Raw genomic sequence first — 23555 nt, 5'->3', positions numbered from 1 at the left:
ATCAGCCTGCCGTATTGTCAAAGCGGAAAACATCCTGACACGCGGATTGCAAGCTTTCGGCCTTACCGTCCGTGGCGCAGTTTTTTGTCCAACGTGATGTGCTGGTCGCCGAGTCCCATACGGGGGTCAGAATGACGCGCAGTCCTTGCAATGTTGATTGCCCTGTCAGGGTGATCGTGCCCTGATTCACGGTCACTTCGCTGATATAGCGTGAGGTTCTGCTGCCGGGAATTCCCTGATTGCCTGAGTTGCAGGTAGAAAAGGCCGTATTTTCCAGACCGCACAAATCGATAGCCGTCTTATAGGACGCCATGGTTTGCAGCATGTCGGTCATGGCGGCTTTCTGTAGATATCCCTGATAAGCCGGAACGCCAATGGCGCTGAGTATGGCGACAATCGCAATAACCACCATCAATTCAACCAGCGTAAACCCCTGTTGTTGCTCCATTTCTGATTTCTCTGTTGTTGTCGGTGACGGCAGGATAGAAAACCGGAGCAAGGATGGCGATAAGATAGAGGCCAAACGGGAAGGTGTTATGGAAAAGATTTTTGGATTTGCTGTTTATTGAAAGATTATTGCGGGCCGCTACGCAATCTGTGCCATGTAGTGGCGGCCCGTAGGGTGGTGGGCAGGGATTGCCCACCATAAAAAAATGTCGGGAGCATTTTTCAACGCCACGTAGTGGCGGCCCGTAGGGTGGTGGGCAGGGATTGCCCACCATAAAAAGAGGTTCAGAGGAAACGCATGGATAAGTCCAATGCCCGAATGTGTTTGGTCAGCGCGCCCACAGAAATATAATCCACGCCGGTTTCGGCGTAACCGCGCAATGTCTCAATGGTGACATTGCCCGAGATTTCCAGAAGCGCCCGCCCTTGTGCGATCGTGACCGCTTCACGGATCTTTTCCAGACTGAAATTATCTAACATGATGATGTCTGCGCCGGCATCCAGCGCTTGTTGCAGTTCATCAAGCGACTCGACCTCGACTTCTACCGGCACATCGCGACGCAACAATAGCGCTTTTTCCACCGCCTGTCTGATTGAGCCTGCCGCAATGATATGGTTTTCCTTGATCAGGAATGCGTCAGCGAGCCCTAAGCGATGATTGTTTCCGCCCCCGCATGAAACGGCATATTTCAGGGCTGTCCTCAGGCCCGGTATGGTTTTACGGGTATCAAGCAGACGGGTGCGGGTGCCTTGTAATAAAGAGACGTAATGGCTGACTTCGGTGGCGACGCCGGAAAGGGTTTGCAGGAAGTTCAGGGCGGTACGTTCCCCGGTCAACAGCTGTTTTGCCGGCCCCGTTATTTCACACAGCATTTGGTTGGGCGTGATGGCCTCACCGTCGGCAACATGCCAGGTAATGGTAGTGGCATCGCCAAGCTGAGAAAAGACTTCCTCAAGCCAGCGTTTGCCACAGAACACGCCTGCCTCACGGGTGATAATGCGGGCGTGCGCCGAAGCCTCACTCGAGAGTAAATGCGCGGTAATGTCCTGACTGGCATCAACGATGCCACCTAAATCTTCACTCAAGGCCAGATTAACGCTGGCGGGAATATCACGTTCAATACGCGCGAGCAGGTCGATTTGGCGCTGTTCCTGACTGTAACGACGAGTTGGCATCACAAAAACTCCGAAAGGGGATTCGGAGCAATATGCTACCCTGTTTACAGGCTGACATCCAGAATGAATAATCTTTGTAATTCAGCTGGTTATTTTGTTTTTAATCATTATTCATAACAGGGGAACGAACTTAACGGCACCGATGCAATCCGGGGAGCGTGTGTTCTGTCGTGGGGCGAAGCCTCTTTATGAAACGCTTCGCGCCCATTTTGTATTGAACAGATTGAAAATATTAGAAATTGTAGCCTACGACCAGATAATAGCCCCAGCCGGTAGATTTCACTTCAAATGGACCTTTGCCAAAATTCAGTTCGGCCCCGTCGGCCCACTGTCCGCCGTTGTGGAAATAACGGGCAACAACCGAGTAGTGCCAGTGATCGTAACCCAGGGCCAGGATATGGCTGGAAGCGATCGAGTTGCTGGTTCGGGAGCGGCCATCCTGATTGCGAAGATCGGAGCCAAAATCAAAATTGGTGAAACCGATGTAGGTTACATTGCCGCCCCACAGGCTGCCTAACGGGTAGAAGTATTTCACTTTAACGCGGTAGCCATCCCATTCGTTTTCGTTGCCCGCGTTATAGTTCTGCCACTGATATTTGGCATAGCCGTTCAGCGAGAGCGAGAGGTCCGTGCCGGTATCAATATCAGTCCCTAATCCCATGTACCACGTGCTTTGGCGTGAATCGCTATTGCGGCCCTGGTCATAGATGATGTTGTTCGCGATATACCATTCTTTAAATGGACCAAAGCTGAGATCGGTGCCTGTCAGCTTATCGATAGAAAAGCGGGGTTCAACTTCCACGAATAACGGTGAGCCCTTGTCCCAAACGCCCCGGCTATCTGTATTGCCACCGAAAAATTTCGGCACATCAACATAGCCGTAAAAATCGAACCAGTCTTTACGGGCAAACGCCTCATATTCCAGATAGGTGGTGTTATTTAACTGCGGCCCAAAACGCGTGTGGTAACTGCCCACCACATTCACACTCTGATGCCACCAGTCAGAAAGATATTCTGGTTTATTACTGTCAGCGAGCGTCGGTACGCTGTAAGACAACGCGATTAAAGCGCCTGCGGTGAGTGTTTTTTTCATGTCAATTACCATGTCGTGTCAGCGGAACGCTGTGATGTGGAATATTTTTAAATAAGTTTTTGTAATATCTAAGAAAACAGGAGATGGCTCCTGAGGGGTATTTTAAATAAAAATTGATGTGATGCACGAAATCTAGATCACACATTCATATAATTGCATTATTAATGTGATCAATATCACGTTAATGTAGGAGTGATTGTATCGATGCTATTTCTGCGAATGTTTTTGAACAGGGAATTAACCATTCGGGAGCGTGTTGAAGCCCTGAGGGGAGAATAGAAAAATCTTTTTGTATCCAGCTGGTTAGCTATGGTATTGAGAAACATGGTACTCTGTTGGCAAATTATTTGTTACGAATCACAGCAACTCACCGCACCTTATTTAGCCCGGCAAACGACATAATGCGAGGTTACCGCCGATGCTTTTGGAAAATGGCTGGTTATCTGAGATAAAACACATACCTTCACCCCATTTTGATAGCCGTCCGGAAGAAGAAGCACCTTCACTGCTGGTGATCCACAATATCAGCCTGCCACCGGGTGAATTCGGCGGGCCTTATATTGATCAGTTATTTACTGCGACGCTCGATCCTGCCGCACACCCCTATTTTGCGGATATCAGCCATTTGCGTGTTTCGGCACACTGCCTGATTCGCCGGGATGGGGAAGTGATTCAGTATGTTTCTTTTGACCAGCGGGCGTGGCATGCCGGCGTTTCCTGTTTTGCAGGCCGTGAGCGGTGTAACGATTTTTCAATCGGGATCGAGCTGGAAGGAACGGATACGCTACCTTTTACTACTGAACAATATCATCAGCTGGCGGCGATAACACGGCTATTGCTCGACGTTTACCCTATTACACCGTCAAGGATCACCGGACACAGCCATATCGCACCAGGACGTAAAACCGATCCTGGTCCTGCCTTTGATTGGGACCAATATCATCGCCTGATTCAGGAAGGCTGGAGAGAAAACGAAGGGAGTATAAAACGATGACGCTGTTTACATTGTTGCTGGTATTGACGTGGGAGCGTTTGTTCAAACAAGGTGAACATTGGCAGATCGATCATCGTCTTGAAGTGGTGTTTCGCCGTTTGCCTTCTCCTTCTTTATTTCAGACCCTGTTTCTGACGCTTTGCTGTATGGGGGCGGTGGCCGTATTACTATGGCTGGTAAGCGACGTGCTATTCGGCCTTGTTCTGCTATTGCTGTGGGTGGTCATCAGCCTGATGTGCATTGGCGCCGGCGAGATTCGTCAGCATTATCGTCATTATCTCCAGTCAGCGCAGCGTGGTGAAAAAGATGCCAGTCAGGCGTTGGCGGCGGAGCTGGCTTTAATCCACGGGTTGCCGGTGGGGACGGGGGAAAACGAGCGCCTGAAGGAATTACAGAACGCGTTGTTATGGATTAACTTCCGGTTCTATCTGGCGCCGCTCTTCTGGTTTACGGTGGCCGGGCCTTACGGCCCGGTGGCATTGGCGGGGTATGCTTTTTTACGCGCCAGACAAACGTGGCTGGCTCGCCATCATACGCCGTTGGCGCGCGCGCAGTCCGGCGTCGATTCGCTGCTGTACTGGCTCGACTGGATTCCGGTACGTCTGGCAGGCGTGGCGTATGCCTTGCTGGGCCATGGTGAGAAAGCCTTGCCGGCCTGGTTTTCCTCGCTGGGCGACACCCGTAATTCGCAATACTGGGTGTTAACCCAACTGGCGCAGTTTTCTCTGGCGCGTGAGCCGCACATTGATCCGGTGGAAACGCCGAAGGCGGCCGTGACATTGGCCAAAAAAGTGACGATGGTGCTGGTGGTTGTAGTGGCGCTTTTGACCATTTATGGCGCGCTGGTCTGAGTCCCGGCCAGTCGTCAGGTACAAGGGGATAAAATGAAAAATGGCCGATATTATCGGCCATTTGCGTATTAGTCGGATAGAACCTTAACGGCCCTGATTCTTCTGTTTAAAGAAGTAACCGAGACTCAGAATAATCAGCCACACCGGAATCAGCAGCACTGAAATCCGGATGCCCGGCGTCAGATACATAATGACCAAAATGCCAGCCAGGAAGAGCAGGCAGATATAGTTGCCCAGTGGATAAATCAGCGCCTTAAACTTGGTGACGATCCCTTCTTTATCTTTCTGCTCCCGGAATTTCAGGTGCGCCAGACTGATCATCGCCCAGTTGATCATCAGAGCGGAAACCACCAGCGACATCAGTAATTCAAAGGCCTTGCCTGGAATCAGGTAGTTGATCAGCACACACAGCGCGGTCACCAGCGCCGACACGCCGATCGCCACGACAGGTACGCCGCGGGCGTCAACCGTTTGCAACACTTTCGGGCCGTTGCCCTGTTTTGCCAGACCGAACAGCATGCGGCTATTACAGTAAACACAGCTGTTGTAAACCGATAACGCCGCGGTCAGTACCACGATGTTCAGCACCGTAGCCACCACGTTACTGTTCAGTTCATGGAAGATTAAGACAAAGGGGCTACCGCCTTCGACCACTTTACCCCACGGATAGAGTGACAACAGGATGGCCAGAGAACCGATATAAAAGATCAGAATACGGTAGATGACCTGATTGGTGGCGCGCGGGATGCTTTTTTCCGGATTATCGGCTTCGGCCGCGGTAATCCCGACCAGTTCCAGCCCGCCAAACGAGAACATGATGACGGCCATCGCCATGACCAGCCCGGAAATGCCGTTCGGGAAAAATCCGCCCTGCGCCCAGAGGTTGGTAACCGTCGCTTCCGGGCCGCCAGAACCGCTAATTAATAACCAGCCTCCGAAGACGATCATGCCGATAATGGCTACGACTTTGATAATGGCAAACCAAAACTCCATTTCGCCATAAACTTTGACGTTTGCCAGATTGATCGCGTTAATAAGCAGGAAAAAAACGGCGGCGGAGACCCAGGTTGGGATATCAGGCCACCAATATTGTACGTAAATACCGACGGCGCTCAGTTCGGCCATGGCGACCAGAACATACAACACCCAGTAGTTCCAGCCAGAGGCAAATCCTGCAAAATTTCCCCAGTATTTATACGCAAAGTGGCTAAAAGAACCGGCTACCGGCTCCTCTACCACCATTTCACCAAGCTGACGCATGATGAGAAAGGCAATCACCCCACCAATTGCGTAGCCTAAAAGTACCGACGGTCCAGCCATTTTGATGGTTTGAGCAATACCAAGAAACAATCCGGTACCTACCGCACCACCTAAGGCAATCAACTGGATATGACGGTTTTTTAAGCCACGCTTTAGCGCGCCGTCCTGTTGTTGATCATCCATCAAATTTAATCCTCTGCCATTACGAGCAAATAAAAACTGACGCAATATACCCGCCATATGTCAGATTGCAGGCGCGTTGTTCAAAACGACAACGTTTTATCCTGCCTCTCGAAAAAAACGCGTAGCGTTGACTCCCGTCGAGGGGCGAGATAGCCCGTTCTGAATCTATTGGGTATAAGCACAGCTCGTATTAACTCTTTTACGTTTGTGTAATTTTATTTTTACGGTGAAATGCAGGTTAATATCCTGAGGCACCTACCGTTTGTCAGAGAATAGTGATAAGCACGCAAAATTGCACTGATTTCTTGCTCAGCGATAGATAAAAATCATCGCTACGCCAAGGTTCTGTTCATCGGTGTCGCCTATCGCGTTTTGAAAACCTTTTCATGTCTGATTCATCGATGACCTCATGATGGTTATTCTCTATTACCAGAGAGGGACAAAGCGTGTGCAAAAGCAGTGATCAAGGCGGTTTGCTGTAAAATAAAATTGAATTAATATTCATTAAATTTGATTTAATATTCAATATTGGCGTGCTTTAAACGGTTCAGCCATGCCTGTGCTACGTTTCAAAAAAGTTAAAATATAAATGGGAGGGATTAATGGTAATACCACTGGTGTATTATCACTTTGCCTCATATTCCCTGTGCATTTGTTAAAATCTGGTGGGATTGGTGATTTAGCTCAACGTCCTTATGGACAGAAGGTGAATACTTTGTTACTTTAACGTCACGTTTTTTAAATTGGTATTACCAATTGACTCCGCGCCATTCGCAGAGAAGAATCCACCATGGCATACAGCAAGATCCGTCAGCCTAAGCTGTCAGATGTGATTGAGCAGCAACTGGAGTTTCTGATACTTGAGGGAACCTTGCGCCCCGGCGAGAAGCTCCCTCCGGAGCGTGAACTGGCGAAACAGTTCGATGTCTCCCGCCCTTCTCTGAGAGAAGCCATTCAACGTCTGGAAGCCAAAGGGTTACTTTTGCGCCGTCAGGGTGGTGGTACCTTCGTTCAAGCCAATCTATGGCAAAGCGTCAGCGATCCGCTGGCAGAATTACTGAGTACGCACCCCGAATCACAATTCGATCTATTGGAAACTCGCCACGCGTTGGAAGGTATCGCTGCCTATTACGCGGCGTTACGCGGTACCGAATCGGATCTCCAGCGCATCCGGGATTGCCACGCCGTCATTCAGCAGGCCAGAGACTCAGGGGATTTGAACGCGGAATCGGAAGCGGTTATGCAGTATCAGGTTGCTGTAACAGAGGCCACGCATAATGTGGTGCTGCTGCACTTATTGCGTTGCATGGGGCCGATGCTGGAACAGAACGTAAGACAGAATTTTGAATTGCTTTACCTGAGCCGTGAAGTGTTGGGGAAGGTAAGCATTCATCGCGCTGGAATTTTTGAGGCGATTGTTGCCCGTGAACCAGAAAAGGCTCGTGAAGCATCACACCGCCATCTGGCGTTTATTGAGGAAGTATTGCTGGATCTTAACCGGGAACATAGTCGGCGCGAGAGATCGCTGCGTCGGCTCCAGCAACGCAAGGATTGAGCGTCCGATTTTGGGCTCTGAATGCGGCAATTATACCCAATAGATTTCAAGGTGCAGTAGGGCGGTAAGCCAACGGAGCTGTAACTTGAAAGGTGACGGGGATATGACGATGGGCCTGTCTTCATGTGCTTTATTATTTATGACTGAATAAGCCAGAGCACAAGAAGACAGGCTCCAACAAACTAACTTATTAGAGAAGATAAGGAATAACCATGTCAGATCGTTTAAATAATGACGTGGATCCGATCGAAACCCGCGACTGGCTGCAGGCGATCGAATCGGTCATCCGTGAAGAGGGTGTTGAGCGCGCCCAGTATCTGATTGATCAGGTATTGAGTGAAGCGCGTAAAGGTGGCGTGAGCGTTGCTGCTGGCAGTGCCGCACGTCAATACATCAACACCATCGCAGTGGAAGATGAGCCGGAATATCCAGGTAACCTGGATCTGGAAAGTCGTATTCGCTCAGCAATTCGCTGGAATGCGGTCATGACAGTATTGCGTGCTTCGAAAAAAGATCTGGATCTGGGCGGCCACATGGCGTCTTTCCAGTCTTCCGCAACGTTCTATGAAGTGTGTTTCAACCACTTCTTCCGTGCGCGTAATGCGCATGACGGTGGCGATCTGGTTTACTTCCAGGGTCACATTTCTCCCGGCATTTATGCCCGTGCTTTCCTTGAAGGCCGCCTGACTGAAGAGCAAATGAACAACTTCCGTCAGGAAGTGCACGGTAAAGGGTTGTCTTCTTATCCACACCCGAAACTGATGCCGGAATTCTGGCAGTTCCCGACCGTTTCCATGGGGCTGGGTCCGATTGGTGCAATTTATCAGGCTAAGTTCCTGAAATACCTTGAGCACCGCGGGCTGAAAGAGACGTCCAAACAAACGGTTTATGCTTTCCTGGGCGACGGTGAAATGGATGAACCGGAATCCAAGGGAGCAATCACCATCGCGACCCGTGAAAAACTGGATAACCTGGTGTTCGTTATCAACTGTAACCTGCAACGCCTCGACGGGCCGGTTACCGGTAATGGCAAGATCATTAACGAACTGGAAGGCATCTTCGGCGGCGCCGGCTGGGAAGTGATCAAAGTTATCTGGGGCGGACGCTGGGACGAACTGCTGCGTAAAGACACCAGCGGCAAGCTGATCCAACTGATGAACGAAACCGTTGACGGTGACTACCAGACCTTCAAATCCAAAAATGGCGCTTATGTTCGTGAGCACTTCTTCGGTAAATATCCGGAAACGGCGGCGCTGGTCAAAGACTGGACCGACGATCAGATTTGGTCACTGAACCGTGGTGGTCACGATCCGAAGAAAGTCTATGCTGCACTGAAAAAAGCGCAGGAAACCAAAGACAAGCCGGTGGTTATTCTGGCGCATACCATCAAAGGTTATGGTATGGGCGACGCCGCTGAAGGTAAAAACATCGCTCACCAGGTTAAGAAAATTAACATGGACGGCGTGCGCTACTTCCGCGATCGTTTCAACGTGCCGGTCAGCGATGAAAACATCGAAAAACTGCCGTACCTCACCTTCGACAAAGACTCCGCAGAATACAAATACCTGCATGAGCGTCGTCAGGCGCTGGAAGGTTACCTGCCAAGCCGTCAGCCGAAATTCAGTGAAAAACTGGAACTGCCGACGCTGGAAGACTTCAGCACGCTGCTGGAAGAGCAGAATAAAGAAATTTCCACCACTATCGCTTTCGTTCGCGCCCTGAACGTGATGCTGAAAAATCAGTCGATCAAAGATCGTCTGGTTCCGATCATCGCCGATGAAGCGCGTACCTTCGGTATGGAAGGCCTGTTCCGTCAGATTGGTATTTACAGCCCGAACGGTCAGCAGTACACCCCGCAGGACCGTGAACAGGTTGCTTACTACAAAGAAGATAAAAAAGGCCAGATCCTACAGGAAGGGATCAACGAACTGGGCGCAGGTTCATCCTGGCTGGCGGCGGCAACGTCTTACAGCACCAACGATCTGCCGATGATCCCGTTCTACATCTACTACTCCATGTTTGGTTTCCAACGTATCGGCGACCTGTGCTGGGCAGCAGGTGACCAACAGGCTCGCGGTTTCCTGATCGGCGGCACCTCCGGCCGTACCACGCTGAACGGCGAAGGCCTACAGCACGAAGATGGCCACAGCCATATTCAGTCTCTGACTATCCCGAACTGCATTTCTTACGATCCGGCCTACGCTTATGAAGTGGCTGTCATCATGCATGATGGTTTGCATCGCATGTATGGCGAAACGCAGGAAAACATTTACTACTACATCACCACGCTGAACGAAAACTACCACATGCCTGCGATGCCGCAGGGTGCGGAAGAAGGTATCCGTAAGGGTATCTACAAGCTGGAAACGCTTGAAGGCAGCAAAGGTAAAGTTCAACTGCTGGGCTCAGGTTCCATCCTGCGTCACGTACGCGACGCCGCACAGATTCTGGCGAAAGACTACGGCATCGGTTCCGATGTCTTTAGCGTGACCTCCTTCACCGAACTGGCTCGTGATGGTCAGGACTGCGAACGTTGGAACATGCTGCACCCAACCGAAGAACCACGCGTTCCTTATGTGGCTCAGGTATTGAGTGATGCGCCTGCCGTTGCGTCAACCGACTACATGAAGCTGTTTGCTGAGCAAATTCGTAACTTCATTCCGGCCAGCGATTATCGCGTCTTGGGAACCGACGGTTTCGGACGTTCCGACAGCCGTGAGAACCTGCGTCATCACTTTGAAGTGGATGCGTCTTACGTCGTGGTTGCGGCCCTGGGTGAACTGGCCAAACGCGGTGAAATCGATAAGAAAGTGGTTGCCGACGCAATTGCCAAATTCGAGATCGATGCAGATAAAGTTAACCCGCGTCTGGCATAAGAGGTAAAGATTACATGGCTATCGAAATCAACGTACCGGACATCGGTGCAGATGAAGTTGAAGTCACCGAAGTGCTGGTGAAGGTGGGCGATAAAGTTGAAGCTGAACAGTCGCTGATCACGGTAGAAGGCGATAAGGCTTCTATGGAAGTGCCTTCTCCGCAGGCCGGTGTAGTAAAAGAGATCAAAGTTGCTGTCGGCGACAAAGTAGAAACCGGCAAACTGATCATGATTTTCGATTCCGCCGACGGTGCAGCCGATGCTGCGCCTGCCAAGGCTGAAGAGAAGAAAGAAGACGCCAAACCGGCAGCCGCCGCTGCCAGCGCCAGCAAAGACGTTGAAGTGCCGGACATCGGCGCAGACGAAGTTGAAGTCACCGAAGTGTTGGTCAAAGTCGGCGACAGCGTTGAAGCCGAGCAATCTTTGATTACCGTTGAAGGCGATAAGGCTTCAATGGAAGTGCCGGCGCCGTTTGCGGGCGTGGTTAAAGAAATCAAAATCAGTACCGGCGACAAAGTGAAAACCGGTTCACTGATTATGGTATTCGAAGTCGCCGGCGCTGCTGCCCCGGCTGCGGCGCAAGAAGAAACTCAGGCCGCTCCGGCCGCCAGCTCCGCGCCTGTCGCTAAAGAAGTCAACGTGCCGGATATCGGCGGTGACGAAGTCGAAGTCACGGAAGTGATGGTGAAAGTGGGCGACAAAATCGCCGCAGAACAATCACTGATCACCGTTGAAGGCGACAAGGCCTCGATGGAAGTGCCGGCGCCGTTTGCCGGGACGGTAAAAGAGATCAAAATCAACACCGGCGACAAAGTGAAAACCGGCTCGCCGATCATGATCTTTGAAGTCGAGGGCGCTGCCCCGGCAGCCGCGCCTGCCGCCAGGCAGGAAGCTGCTGCGCCAGAGAAGAAAGCCGAAGCCGCGCCTGCTGCGAAATCTGACAGCAAGGGCGAATTCGCCGAGAATGACGCCTATGTTCACGCGACGCCGGTTATCCGCCGTCTGGCTCGTGAGTTTGGCGTGAATCTGGCAAAAGTGAAGGGTACCGGCCGTAAAGGCCGTATCCTGCGCGAAGACGTTCAGGCTTACGTGAAAGACGCGGTGAAACGCGCTGAATCCGCGCCGGCTGCGGGCGGTGGCGGTCTGCCTGGCATGCTGCCGTGGCCGAAGGTGGACTTCAGCAAGTTCGGCGAGATTGAAGAAGTTGAACTGGGTCGTATCCAGAAAATCTCCGGCGCCAACCTGAGCCGTAACTGGGTGATGATCCCGCACGTTACGCATTTCGACAAAACGGATATCACCGATCTGGAAGCGTTCCGTAAACAGCAGAACGCAGAAGCCGAGAAGCGTAAACTGGACGTGAAGATTACTCCGGTTGTTTTCATCATGAAAGCCGTTGCCGCTGCGCTTGAACAGATGCCGCGTTTCAACAGTTCGCTGTCCGAAGATGCCCAACGTCTGACGCTGAAGAAATACATCAACATCGGTGTGGCGGTTGATACTCCGAATGGTTTGGTGGTTCCCGTGTTCAAAGATGTGAACAAGAAAGGCATCATTGAGCTGTCCCGTGAACTGATGACGATCTCCAAGAAAGCCCGTGACGGTAAGTTGACCGCAGGCGAAATGCAGGGGGGATGCTTCACTATCTCCAGCATCGGCGGTCTGGGTACGACGCACTTCGCGCCGATTGTCAACGCGCCGGAAGTCGCTATCCTGGGTGTGTCTAAGTCCGCGATGGAACCGGTCTGGAACGGTAAAGAGTTTACGCCGCGTCTGATGATGCCGATATCTCTGTCCTTCGACCATCGTGTCATTGACGGTGCTGATGGTGCACGCTTTATTACCATCATCAACAACACGTTGTCTGATATTCGCCGTCTGGTGATGTAATCGAAAAGCCGGCCTGACGGCCGGCTTTTTTCTGGTAAGCTGTCATTGGCTACAGCGATCAGTGATTAAGGACAAATCGTTAGTCGCTTGTTGTTTCAAAATTGTTAATGATTTTGTAAACTACCGCGGCAAAGACACGTCCCGGTGGAAGAGGGCGTTAAGACTCAATAACAATGACGTCACAGACCCGCCGGAAATTAATTAAGAGGTCATGATGAGTACTGAAATTAAAGCTCAGGTAGTGGTGCTGGGTGCCGGCCCCGCAGGTTATTCTGCGGCGTTCCGTTGCGCGGATTTGGGTCTGGAAACCGTACTGGTAGAGCGTTACTCCACGCTGGGTGGGGTGTGTCTGAATGTAGGTTGTATCCCTTCTAAGGCCCTGCTGCACGTCGCTAAAGTGATTGAAGAAGCCAAAGCGCTGGCACAGCATGGCATCGTGTTCGGCGAGCCGAAAACCGATATTGATAAAATCCGTTTGTGGAAAGAGAAAGTTATCAAGCAGCTGACCGGTGGTCTGTCGGGTATGGCGAAGGCCCGTAAGGTTAAAGTCGTTAACGGTCTGGGCAAATTTACCGGCGCGAACACGCTGGTGGTTGACGGTGAAAACGGTAAAACGACGATCAACTTTGAGAACGCGATCATCGCCGCGGGTTCACGTCCGATCCAACTGCCATTTATTCCTCATGATGACCCGCGCGTATGGGATTCCACCGATGCGCTGGAGCTGAAAACCGTTCCAGAACGTCTGCTGATCATGGGCGGCGGCATCATCGGTCTGGAAATGGGGACCGTTTATCATGCACTGGGTTCTCAGATCGACGTGGTTGAAATGTTCGATCAGGTGATCCCGGCGGCGGATAAAGACATTGTTAAAGTGTTCACCAAACGTATCAGCCAGCAGTTCACCCTGATGCTGGAAACCAAAGTGACCGCGGTAGAAGCTAAGAAAGACGGTATTTACGTGACGATGGAAGGCAAAAAAGCGCCGGCGGAACCACAGCGTTACGACGCGGTGCTGGTGGCTATCGGCCGTGTACCGAACGGTAAGCAACTGGATGCCGGTCAGGCTGGCGTTGAGGTTGACGATCGTGGTTTTATCCGCGTTGATAAGCAACTGCGCACCAATGTGCCGCACATTTATGCGATCGGCGACATCGTTGGTCAGCCGATGCTGGCTCACAAAGGCGTGCATGAAGGTCACGTAGCGGCCGAAGTTATCGCGGGCAAGAAACACTACTTCGATCCGAAAGTGATTCCTTCTATTGCTTATACCGAACCGGAAGTGGCATGGGTTGGCCTGACAGAGAAAGAAGCGAAAGAGAAAGGCATCAGCTTTGAGACGGCGACCTTCCCGTGGGCGGCTTCCGGCCGTGCTATCGCGTCTGACTGCGCAGACGGCATGACCAAGCTGATTTTCGACAAAGAAACTCACCGTGTTATCGGCGGGGCGATTGTCGGTACCAACGGTGGTGAACTGTTGGGTGAAATCGGTCTGGCGATTGAGATGGGCTGTGATGCGGAAGATATCGCGCTGACCATTCATGCTCACCCGACGCTGCATGAGTCAGTCGGTCTGGCTGCTGAAATTTTTGAGGGCAGCATCACCGACCTGCCGAATCCGAAAGCGAAAAAGAAATAATTTCGTCTTCAGTTAGCGGTTAATCATTCTGAATCCGGCATCTTGTGATGCCGGATTTTTTTATCGCGCGCGGGGATAGCCCGCCATCCTTCAGGCCGACGTTTCGCGTGGTTAAAATCTCTCCAGGCGATTTTTTTAACCTGCATCGCAGAATTACGCTTCCACCCAGGTATTTTTACCCGCTTCATTTACACTCTGACTTCAGAAAAGAAACGGTGTTTTATTTTTGAGGTTATGATGAAATTGAATGCCTTGCGTCCCCTTGTCTGGTTGCTGGCTATGTTACTGCCCAGTACCTCGCTAATGGCCAATGATATGAATGCCCACACGCCGGCGATCACCGATGAAGGATTGCCATCGTTTTATCCCCAGTTGAAGCGGCAGATGACCTATCCGGATTCCTGGCTTTCCGGAAACTATACCGACTTTGGTCTGTGGAAATCTGAAGCGCGACAGACGCTGCGTGCGCTGTTGCTGACCCCGGATGCCACGCAGGATTTTGCCCCACAAACGCTCGAACAGCAGGATCGCGGCAGCTATACGGCAGAGAAGGTCGCATTCAATCTGACCGACGAAAGCCGCGTAAATGCCCTGCTGCTGACGCCGAAAACGCCGGGGCCCCATCCTGCGGTGATTCTGCTGCACGATCACGGATCGAAATTTGATATCGGCAAGGAGAAGATGATCAAACCGTGGGGCAATGCCGAACAGCTCGCCTCAGCGCAGGCGTGGGCGGATAAATTTTTCACCGGGCGCTTTGTGGGCGATGAGCTGGCGAAGCGGGGGTATGTGGTGCTGGCGGTTGATGCGCTGGGGTGGGGCGAACGTGGCCCCCTCAAGTATGAGCAGCAGCAGGCGCTGGCCAGTAACTTCTTCAATCTGGGCCGTTCTCTGGCGGGGCTGATGGCGTATGAAGATACGCGAGCGATCGATTTTCTGGCTTCGCTTGAGCAGGTGGATGACAAACGTGTCGGCGTGGTCGGCTTTTCCATGGGCGCCTATCGCGCCTGGCAACTGGCGGCATTGTCCGACAGAGTGGCCGCAACGGTAGCCGTTTCCTGGATGGGGACTTACGAAGGGCTGATGACGCCGGGCAACAATGTGCTGCGCGGACAGTCGGCGTTTTACATGCTGCATCCCGGTTTACCTGCGCGTATGGATTTTCCTGATGTCGCCAGCATCGCCGCACCCAGGCCAATGTTGCTGTTCAACGGCGGCCAGGACAAACTGTTCCCCAATAGCGCCGTGGAAGCCGCGTATGCAAAAATGCATAAGGTTTGGCAATCGCAACAGGCTGATAGCAAGCTGGAAACGAAAATCTGGCCTGAACTCGGTCACGTTTTCTATCAGGAGCAGCAGGAAGACATCTTTATCTGGCTGGATCGATGGTTAAAGCAATAGCGAAATCAGATAGCGCAGATCGCCTTCCTGTCTTAATGCACAACGGTCGGCGAGCTGCCCGCTGTCCAGATGCGGCAGTGAACCGATGGTCTGCCGTAGTTTGGCGCGCAAATCGGTCGGCTGCATCGCTGTCTCCCGACGGGTGACGCGATGGCGCAGCATGGTGCCATCATGCAAATACAGCGTGACCTCATGAAAACGGGCTTCGGGATCCTGTTCGTCCGGTGGCGCGGTATCGTCCGCTATCCGGATAACCTTGTCAGCCAGCGCCAGAATTTCGGGATCAGCCGGCCCTTCCGCAAAACGCGTCAGCTTCAGTTCACCTTCCAGCAGCGCGGCGGCAATCACATATTCCAGGCTGAAACGTGCTTCTACGCCGGTGGCGGCTCTGCGGATAAACGGCGCGATATCGCCGCCGGGTGGAAAGGAGACGGTAATCTGCTCTACGCTGTCGGTAAGCGAAACGCCGCTGTCGTGTTGTGCGTACCAGCGTTCTCTTAGCTCGAAAGCCGCTTCCGCCGCACTGTGTGTACCGCCACAGGTGGGGTAGCGTTTGAATTCCAGACCAGGCGAAAGGATGCGCCACGGCGCTCCCCAGGATTCAGTCAGTAATGAGGGTTGCTGTTTCCGATCGCCATGCGCAGCCAGAAAAGCCTCAATAACGTGCTCTGGATTGCCCTTGAACCCCGCCAGCCCGAGCCTGGCTGCCGTGACGCCGGCTCTGGCGGCGAACCCCGCATGAAGCGGTTTTACCGCTGAACCAAACTGTGCGCGTAAGCCTGCCGCCTGCGTGGCCGCCAGACCCAGTATATTTTTGGTCTGTTCAACCGGCGCGCCAAGCAGACGAACTGCGGCTGCGGCCGCCGCGATAGCACCTAACGTCGCGGTATTGTGATAGCCAAGACTGTAATGGCGAGGCCCGCAAGCCAGGCCGATTCTGCCTGCGACCTCCACGCCGATGACATAGGCGGTCAGGAAGGCATCTTCGGTGATGTGCGGATTTTCCGCTGATAGCGCAAACAGTGCCGGCAGGATCACCGTACTGGGATGTCCGCGGAAAGCCGGATGATAGTCATCAAAGTCCAGCGCATGGCCGACATAACCCAGAATCAGACTGTTTGTCTGGCTGTCGGTACCGCTGAAAACCTGCTTTAACGGGATCAGGCCGCTGTCGACGATGGCGCCCTGTGTTATCGGCAGGGCAGTAGCAACAAAATCCGTTACCCCCAATCGGGCGGCATCGATCGCCGCCTGGCTCGGTAAACTGTGCGTAATGAACTGTGCGAGGGTAGTCGTTAAGTCAGTCTGGTTGGTCATAAGCGGCAAAAAGTCAGCAATAAAGATGTCTTAATCTACTGCGCTCTGTTGAAAGGGTATTAATAACTAAATGAAATATATTATTGGTTTGAATTATATCAACGGTAATTCATTCGTTCAGAACCGATCTTTCAACTGCCCCGGTGTAATGCCAAATGCGCGCCGCAACGCGGTAGCGAAGTTGGCGGGGCTGTTATAGCCAGCGATACTGGCGGCCTGCGCAATACCGATACCGTCTTTTTTCAAGGCCAGCATGGCGCGCTGTAACCGGCAGTTACGCAAGTATTCAAACACCGTCATGTTGAAGGTCTGACGAAAATGTCGCTGTAGCGTACTTTCACTCATATTAACGCTTTTGGCAATTTCGCTCATTGAGAGCTGGTCGGCCATTCCGCTTTCCAGCATATCCCTGACTTGTTGAATACGGTGATATCCCCGCAGCGTGACGCCATTATTTTTTTCCTGCATGACGCTGGCTGTCAGAGAAGTGAAAGCCTCAATAATCAGATTCATGCACTGGGTTTCAAGGTAAAGCCGCTGAAGCGGTGTTTTACAGGGTTCCGAATTCAATATTTGCAGGGCAATGGCCAGCGCCTGACGGGAGGGCGTCCACAGGTGCGTGGCGAGGTGCGTCTGGGTAAAATCATAGATTGCCTGCCAGTCATTGACGCTATCCAGCAGATTACCGTATAGCCACTCGCGGCTGAAGGTCAGTGAAACGGTGCGTTCATATTCATCACGTTTGCCGATGCGGGTAAACAGGGTGGGCTCGGTTAACACCACCAGGGAAGCGGGCTGATGCTCCCCCAGATGTAATTGCTGTTCGCCAAATGTCACATGCGCAGTGCCATTGACCACGATGGCGAGCTTGATCGCACCATTCAGCATGCCCTGAGTTTTCATATTGTGCAGGTTGATAACGTCGGCAATATGCAAGGTTACATGCTGGTTCAACGGGATAACGCTGAAACTGCCAAAGAGCACGGGCGTGTCATCCACCCATTTGGGGCCGAGCAGACGGTAGTCATTCGATACCAGGCTGGACTGTTGCACAATGTGATTTTTATAGATGGATTTTGACGATGGAATAGTATTTTGCATGATTCCCCCTGGTATTTATCTGGTTATTCCCCGCCATTTTGATGTTTTGGCAAAACAATTTGCTGTTAGTGCAAACCTCATTCCGAATGACAAATGTAACAATGACTGCGCCAAAATGGTAATGCAAATACTTCTCAATAGCATTTTTCGTTGAGGATCGTTTCCTCGTCGTTTATGCGCATGCGCCATTGTTGGTATTGCGGAGAAAAAGGACTGACTGATTACAACAATGCGTATGTAGAACAACATGCGTTTACAACGACACGTGTTCACCACGACACACGATGTTCTCCTTGATGACAACCGTGCTTGCCGCCGGTTTTCTCTCCGCCCTTATTATTCAGCACGTTGCTGATTGTCCGTTACGTTTGCGGTATCCGTAGCGGCACCAGAACGTCTGTCAGACGATAGACTCATTGATTACAGGGCAGGATGATTTTGATGAAATTACCACAACCACGCCATTATCTGGCGACTCTCATTGGCGTCAGCTGTGGGATGAGCGCTTTTCTGACTGTTGCGCAAACGACAGGCGCTGCCTCTGACGAGCCTGCCGTTCAGGTTCAGGAACAGGCTGAAAATAATAGCACATCGGGCGATACAATGGTGGTGACCGCCGCAGAACAAACCCGGCAGGCTCCCGGTGTGTCGGTGATTACCGCGGAAGATATCAGTAAGCGACCACCGGCTAACGACCTGTCGGAACTGATACGTACCATGCCGGGGGTTAATCTGTCGGGTAACTCAAACAGTGGCTCCCGCGGAAATAACCGTCAGATCGACCTGCGTGGCATGGGGCCGGAAAATACCCTGATTCTGGTGGACGGTAAACCTGTTTCCAGCCGTAATGCAGTACGCTATGGCTGGCGCGGCGAGCGTGATACCCGTGGCGATACCAACTGGGTACCTGCCGATATGGTAGAACGGATTGAAGTGTTGCGGGGGCCGGCTGCGGCACGCTACGGCAATGGGGCCGCGGGCGGGGTGGTGAATATCATTACCAAACAGCCAACGCAGGAACTGCACGGCACCTGGAATACCTATATGAATATGCCGGCGCATAAGTCTGAAGGGGCGACCAAACGCACCGATTTCAGCCTGATGGGCGGGCTGACCGATAACCTGAGTTTCCGTCTGTTCGGTAATATCAATAAAACGCAGGCCGATGCCTGGGATATTAACGACGGCCACCAGATCAGCCCACTGTCAACTACCATCCCGGCCGGGCGGGAAGGGGTGCGCAATAAAGATATTAATGGTCTGCTGCGCTGGGACATTACCAAACAGCAGTCGCTGGAATTTGAAGCCGGCGCCAGCCGTCAGGGCAATATCTACGCTGGGGATACCGAAAATAACAACAGTAGTGCCACCTCACTGGAAAATTATGGTCGGGAAACCAATCGGATGTACCGGCAGAATTTTGCCATCACCCATCGTGGCTATTGGGATAGTGGTGTAAGTTCAACCTCTTACCTGCAATATGAACGTACCCACAATACGCGTATTTTTGAGTTGTTGGCGGGTGGGCCAGCCGGTCGGCCGGAAGGGAATGACTTCAGCACCATCAAGCTGGATGCATTTACTGGCCACAGTGAAGTTAATATCCCGTTTGAGGCGCTGTTTAATCAGACGGCAACCATTGGGGTCGAGTGGTCTGAACAGAAATTAAAAGATCCAGCCTCGAATACGCAATCACAACTGGGCGGAATCATCGACGGATACCCTACTGGCACACGCAACGATCGTATGTCAGCCCGTATTGCATCGGTCTTTGCTGAAGACAATATTGAAATGACTGACAGCACTATGCTGACGCCGGCTTTACGTTTCGATCATCACAGTATAGTCGGGAGTAACTGGAGCCCGTCGCTGAACCTGTCTCAACAATTGGGTGAAGATTTTACGTTGAAAATGGGTATTGCCCGCGCTTATAAAGCACCGAATCTTTATCAGATGAATCCCAATTATTTGCTCTATAGCCGTGGCAATGGTTGTAGTGTTGCAGGTACAAACGGATGTTACCTGATGGGGAATGAGGATCTGAAGGCGGAAACCAGTATTAATAAGGAAATTGGTCTTGAGTTTCATCGTAACGGTTATCAGGCTGGCGTGACCTATTTCCGTAATGATTATCGTAATAAGATTGAATCTGGCATACATTCAACAGGTTCAACGACCACGCTTGATTCAGCCATTCTTCAATGGGAAAACGTACCAAAAGCATTGGTGGAAGGGGTGGAAGGTACGCTGAATATTCCGGTAACGGATACTATCAGTTGGAATAATAATATTACCTGGATGTTGCAGTCGAAAAACAAAACCACTGGTGATTATTTGTCGATTACACCGGAATTCACTCTGAATTCCTCTGTCAGTTGGCAGGCAACTGACAGCCTTTCTTTCCTGGCAGACATGACCTGGTATGGTCGTCAGAAACCGAAGAAATATAACTATAAGGGAGAGGCGACATCGTCTCTGCCATTGACTGCCGAGTATGATCGGCACGAAGTTAGCCCGTATGCGGTGTTCGGTCTGAGTGGCACTTATGATGTGAATAAGTATGCCAGCGTTACTGTCGGTGTTGATAACCTGCTTGATAAACGTCAGTTCAGGGCAGGTAATGCGCAGTCGTTGACTAATACCACCGCCACCGGGACGGCCGTAACTGCATATGGCGCCGGCGCGGCCACCTACAATGAACCGGGCAGAACCTTCTTTGTCAGCCTGAATACCCGCTTTTAACGGTTATGCTAAGCCGGTGCCGCGTGTTGGCGCCGGTTAAAAGACCGGGCGTCATCGCACTATCGTTTCCGGTGGGGGTAATTTACCCACCGGATTTTTTGTGATCAGCCATCCCTGACGGGCCAACGCCGGGCGTGGTCAAAAAACGCTTCCGGCGTTTTTTGGTTTGGCAAGTAGGGCGTCAACATAAATAATAAGAAAAAGTTCAGGAGGATGGATGTATCAGTTACGCAATACATGTGATGAGATGTTTGACTCGTCCGCATGCGGACGCTTTCGCATTATGTCCTTTTGCCCTGATATCCCGCCGCCGCCGCAGGGTTGGCCGGTTATTTATCTCCTGGATGGCGCCCGCTATTTTCCTGTCGCCGTGTCATTGATGGACGCGCTGGCCCATCCGCGTTGCGGCATGGGCGGGGGGATTATTGCGGCGATTGATTACGATGGCCCTACCCGGCGTGAACGGGACTATCGTCCTGCGGTTGAGTGCATCGTGCCGGAAGCGAATCCGCAGGGCGGGTATTATCCATCCGGTATGGCGGGTAATGCGGCAGGGTTTCGTCACTTTATCCTGAGCGAGTTAAAACCATTTATTGCCGGTAAATATGCAACTGACAGCCGGCGCGAAGCATTATTCGGTCATTCCTATGGCGGTTTGTTTACTGTCGATACGCTGTTTGCGGCACCAAACGCGTTTCAGCATTTTTATGCCGCCAGTCCATCCGTCTGGTGGAATGGGGGTTACCTTATTCAGCAAGCCGAACGTTTTCTTGCGCGCTCGATACCGCACACCGCCAGTCTGGCCTTATCGGTGGGAGAATATGAACAGTCGCTGGAACCGTGGGAATGGCAGTTGCCCGACGAACAGCGTCTCGCGCTGCGGCGGCATCGTCATCAGCGGCGGATGGTCGACGGGATCCGGGAACTGGCGTGGTCGTTGCAGAACCACTCATCGAATTTACAGGTTACGCTGGATATTTATCCTGAACAGTCGCATCAATCCGTTCCGTTGTTCGCTTTGCAGCATGCGTTGCGTACCCATTTCCGGCAGGATCCTGCCGGAAATGGTCGATAAGAACTTCAGAAAATGGTTTTCAGCTTTTTTCCCCGACGCCCCGATTCTCAGGATGCCGTTCCGAGCATCGATAGCTGTGAAATTGGCGGTGTGAAAGCGCCGGTGTCTTCCTGTCGATCGCTGTCCTGCCCCAGTTGGAATATTGCCGCTGCCTGGGTGAGCTGGCGGGCCTGCTCTTCCAGCGATGCCGCCGCTGCCGCAGATTGTTCCACCAGTGCGGCGTTCTGCTGTGTGACGCTGTCCATCTCCGTAACCGCCTGACTGACCTGATTGATTCCCTGAGCCTGTTCGTCGGAAGCCGATGCAATCTCGCCCATCAGATCGTTCACCTGCCGGATAGAGGTAATCACGCCGTCCATGACTTCGCTGGTTCGCGCTACCTGCCTGGAACCGGCATCAACGCGTTCAACGGATTCAGTAATCAGACCCTCGATTTCCTTGGCCGCCTGAGCGCTTTTTTGCGCCAGATTACGCACTTCTCCCGCCACCACGGCGAAACTGCGTCCTTGCTCACCGGCGCGCGCCGCCTCTACGGCGGCGTTTAGCGCCAGAATGTTTGTTTGAAAAGCTATGCTGTTGATCATGCCGGTAATTTCGGTAATTTTATGCGAGCTGGTGGCGATACTCTGCATAATGACGCCCAGTTCACGTTCCATTTCCCAGCCCTGTTTGGCGACCGTAGCGGCATTCTCCGCCAGTCTCGTGGCCTGATGAACGTTATCGGTATTATGTTTCACCGTAATACCCAACTGCTCCATGCTGGCCGCGGTCTGTTGCAATGCCGATGCCTGCTGTTCCGTACGGGAAGAGAGATCGTTGTTACCGGCGCTGATCTCCGCCGTGCCCTGATAAATGGAGTGGGCGCTGTCGCGGATGGTGGATACCGTTGATTTCAGGCTTTCCTGCATCTCTTTCAGATAGGGAATAAGCTGGCCTGCGTCGTTACGGCCGAAATCTTCCAGAGAGCGATCGAGCCGTCCTTCCGCCAGCGTACGGAAATGCGCTTTAATCAAGGTCAGGGGTTTAACCACATAGCTCGACAGATAACGATCGGTCAGCAACAGGATGATGGCGCCCGTCGCCATGGCGGCAATCAGGATCTTTTTACACCAGTCGACCAGCGAATAGATCTGCTGCAACGTATGGTTATCCGCTGACAGGGCCTGATAAAGATTTAACTCGGTGATAAATGCCTCATTCAAAGACTGAAAATCATCCCGGAATAAACGCCGGTACTCGGCAAAGCGTTTTTCTTGCAGCGTGTCCATCATGGGCTGCAATCCCTGGTCGATGAGTTTGCTCCAGGCTGCAATCACGTTATCGACTACCTGCCGATCAATCTGTGGATGCGTTTGTTGTTTGAATTTCTCAAGGTTATCTTTGCTGCTCTTTAAGGCGTCGACGGCTGACGAAACCGTAACGTCAATGTCATCCAGTTTTCCGCTTTGCATCAGCGTCATGGCCTGATTGAGGCGGATTGCGGCGCGTAATGCCTGATTATTGCCGTCGGTCAGGGTATTTAACCCTTCAACCTGTGTATTACCGATGGTCAGGAAATGCGTCGCCTGATTGAGGGATGATAATGTGAACCATGAGACGCCTCCCCATAACAACAAAAAAAGGCTGAGAATAATCAACAATACTTTTCTGATGGTGATATTTCGCAACAACAACATAGCGACTCCCGGTGTATCAATATTGTCCTAACTATTAATAGCCTATCGGCAGTTGGGGCAATTGTTTGCATACTGATTTATTATGAGCTACGCCGGAGTCGGGTTATTAACAATTACGCATATTCTATCGTGAACGGTCCGGACTTTTTCCTGCCATGTCGTCCCCGCCATTTTGTTAAAGCGCTGCGGTGCCGGTCTTTGGTCTCACACCGTTATCGGCTTGGAAAGCAAGATGATTTACGCGATGATCGCCTTGAAATCTATTGGGTATAGTGTGTGT

General features: G+C 52.0%; 16 protein-coding genes. 9 read left to right on the top strand and 7 right to left on the bottom strand.

The genetic code is table 11. The features are described from left to right. Position 1: 1 nt before the first annotated feature. The 3 genes from ppdD to DDT52_RS05265 form a co-directional block, all read right to left on the bottom strand. The gene (gene ppdD, locus DDT52_RS05275; protein ID WP_136155430.1) at positions 2-448 is read right to left on the bottom strand and encodes a prepilin peptidase-dependent pilin; all 447 of its coding nucleotides are present in this window, start codon (positions 446-448) and stop codon (positions 2-4) included. Between the two features lie 284 nt (positions 449-732). After that, on the bottom strand, positions 733-1623 hold the full coding sequence (gene nadC, locus DDT52_RS05270; RefSeq protein WP_136155429.1) for a carboxylating nicotinate-nucleotide diphosphorylase: 891 nt from the start codon (positions 1621-1623) through the stop codon (positions 733-735). A gap of 232 nt (positions 1624-1855) precedes the next feature. After that, positions 1856-2716 carry a nucleoside-specific channel-forming protein Tsx gene (locus tag DDT52_RS05265; protein ID WP_136155428.1) on the bottom strand — a complete coding sequence of 287 codons (861 nt, stop codon included), beginning with the start codon at positions 2714-2716 and terminating at the stop codon, positions 1856-1858. 418 nt (positions 2717-3134) lie between these two features. Between DDT52_RS05265 and ampD the strand changes: the two genes are divergently transcribed. Then, positions 3135-3710, top strand: coding sequence for a 1,6-anhydro-N-acetylmuramyl-L-alanine amidase AmpD (gene ampD, locus DDT52_RS05260; RefSeq protein ID WP_136155427.1), 576 nt, complete (start codon positions 3135-3137; stop codon positions 3708-3710). Then, positions 3707-4561 (top strand): beta-lactamase regulator AmpE, encoded by an 855-nt coding sequence (ampE, locus tag DDT52_RS05255; protein WP_136155426.1) that lies wholly within the window; start codon positions 3707-3709, stop codon positions 4559-4561. Before ampD ends, ampE begins: the two co-directional genes overlap by 4 nt. An 84-nt stretch (positions 4562-4645) precedes the next feature. On the opposite strand, the gene DDT52_RS05250 is transcribed toward ampE, so the two are convergent. Next, positions 4646-6004 carry an amino acid permease gene (locus DDT52_RS05250; protein WP_136155425.1) on the bottom strand — a complete coding sequence of 453 codons (1359 nt, stop codon included), beginning with the start codon at positions 6002-6004 and terminating at the stop codon, positions 4646-4648. A 790-nt stretch (positions 6005-6794) separates the two neighbouring features. Here DDT52_RS05250 and pdhR point away from each other — a divergent pair. The 5 genes from pdhR to DDT52_RS05225 all read left to right on the top strand — a co-directional run bounded on the left by pdhR (position 6795) and on the right by DDT52_RS05225 (position 15364). After that, complete coding sequence (gene pdhR / locus DDT52_RS05245; protein ID WP_109052493.1) at positions 6795-7559, top strand: pyruvate dehydrogenase complex transcriptional repressor PdhR; 765 nt, start codon at positions 6795-6797, stop codon at positions 7557-7559. Positions 7560-7771: 212 nt separating this feature from the next. Further along, positions 7772-10435, top strand: coding sequence for a pyruvate dehydrogenase (acetyl-transferring), homodimeric type (aceE, locus tag DDT52_RS05240; protein WP_136155424.1), 2664 nt, complete (start codon positions 7772-7774; stop codon positions 10433-10435). 14 nt (positions 10436-10449) lie between these two features. After that, positions 10450-12324: a pyruvate dehydrogenase complex dihydrolipoyllysine-residue acetyltransferase gene (aceF, locus tag DDT52_RS05235; RefSeq protein ID WP_136155423.1), complete on the top strand. Its 1875-nt coding sequence runs from the start codon at positions 10450-10452 to the stop codon at positions 12322-12324. Positions 12325-12538: 214 nt separating this feature from the next. Further along, positions 12539-13963, top strand: coding sequence for a dihydrolipoyl dehydrogenase (gene lpdA, locus DDT52_RS05230; RefSeq protein ID WP_168709743.1), 1425 nt, complete (start codon positions 12539-12541; stop codon positions 13961-13963). Between the two features lie 237 nt (positions 13964-14200). Next, positions 14201-15364, top strand: coding sequence for a dienelactone hydrolase family protein (locus tag DDT52_RS05225; RefSeq protein WP_136155573.1), 1164 nt, complete (start codon positions 14201-14203; stop codon positions 15362-15364). Here DDT52_RS05225 and DDT52_RS05220 read toward each other — a convergent pair. Together DDT52_RS05220 and DDT52_RS05215 are read right to left on the bottom strand one after the other, a co-directional pair. Beyond that, the gene (locus DDT52_RS05220) at positions 15353-16681 is read right to left on the bottom strand and encodes an MmgE/PrpD family protein (protein WP_136155422.1); all 1329 of its coding nucleotides are present in this window, start codon (positions 16679-16681) and stop codon (positions 15353-15355) included. The genes DDT52_RS05225 and DDT52_RS05220 overlap by 12 nt on opposite strands. A 117-nt stretch (positions 16682-16798) precedes the next feature. Beyond that, positions 16799-17782 (bottom strand): helix-turn-helix transcriptional regulator, encoded by a 984-nt coding sequence (locus DDT52_RS05215; RefSeq protein WP_136155421.1) that lies wholly within the window; start codon positions 17780-17782, stop codon positions 16799-16801. A 441-nt stretch (positions 17783-18223) separates the two neighbouring features. Between DDT52_RS05215 and DDT52_RS05210 the strand changes: the two genes are divergently transcribed. Together DDT52_RS05210 and DDT52_RS05205 are read left to right on the top strand one after the other, a co-directional pair. Continuing rightward, positions 18224-20524 carry a TonB-dependent siderophore receptor gene (locus DDT52_RS05210; RefSeq protein WP_136155420.1) on the top strand — a complete coding sequence of 767 codons (2301 nt, stop codon included), beginning with the start codon at positions 18224-18226 and terminating at the stop codon, positions 20522-20524. 217 nt (positions 20525-20741) lie between these two features. Beyond that, entirely contained in the window at positions 20742-21599 is an 858-nt protein-coding gene (locus tag DDT52_RS05205; protein WP_136155419.1) for an alpha/beta hydrolase, read from the top strand. A 47-nt stretch (positions 21600-21646) separates the two neighbouring features. Here the strand turns inward: DDT52_RS05205 and DDT52_RS05200 are convergent, their stop codons facing one another. Further along, positions 21647-23275, bottom strand: a complete 1629-nt coding sequence (locus DDT52_RS05200; protein WP_136155418.1) for a methyl-accepting chemotaxis protein — start codon at positions 23273-23275, stop codon at positions 21647-21649. Positions 23276-23555: the final 280 nt, after the last annotated feature.

The organism is Brenneria roseae subsp. roseae, assembly GCF_003115845.1.
GTDB classification, from domain to species: Bacteria; Pseudomonadota; Gammaproteobacteria; order Enterobacterales; family Enterobacteriaceae; genus Brenneria; species Brenneria roseae.
The sequence above is the reverse complement of the archived record's forward strand: the minus strand, read 5'-3'. Positions and strand labels throughout refer to the sequence as shown.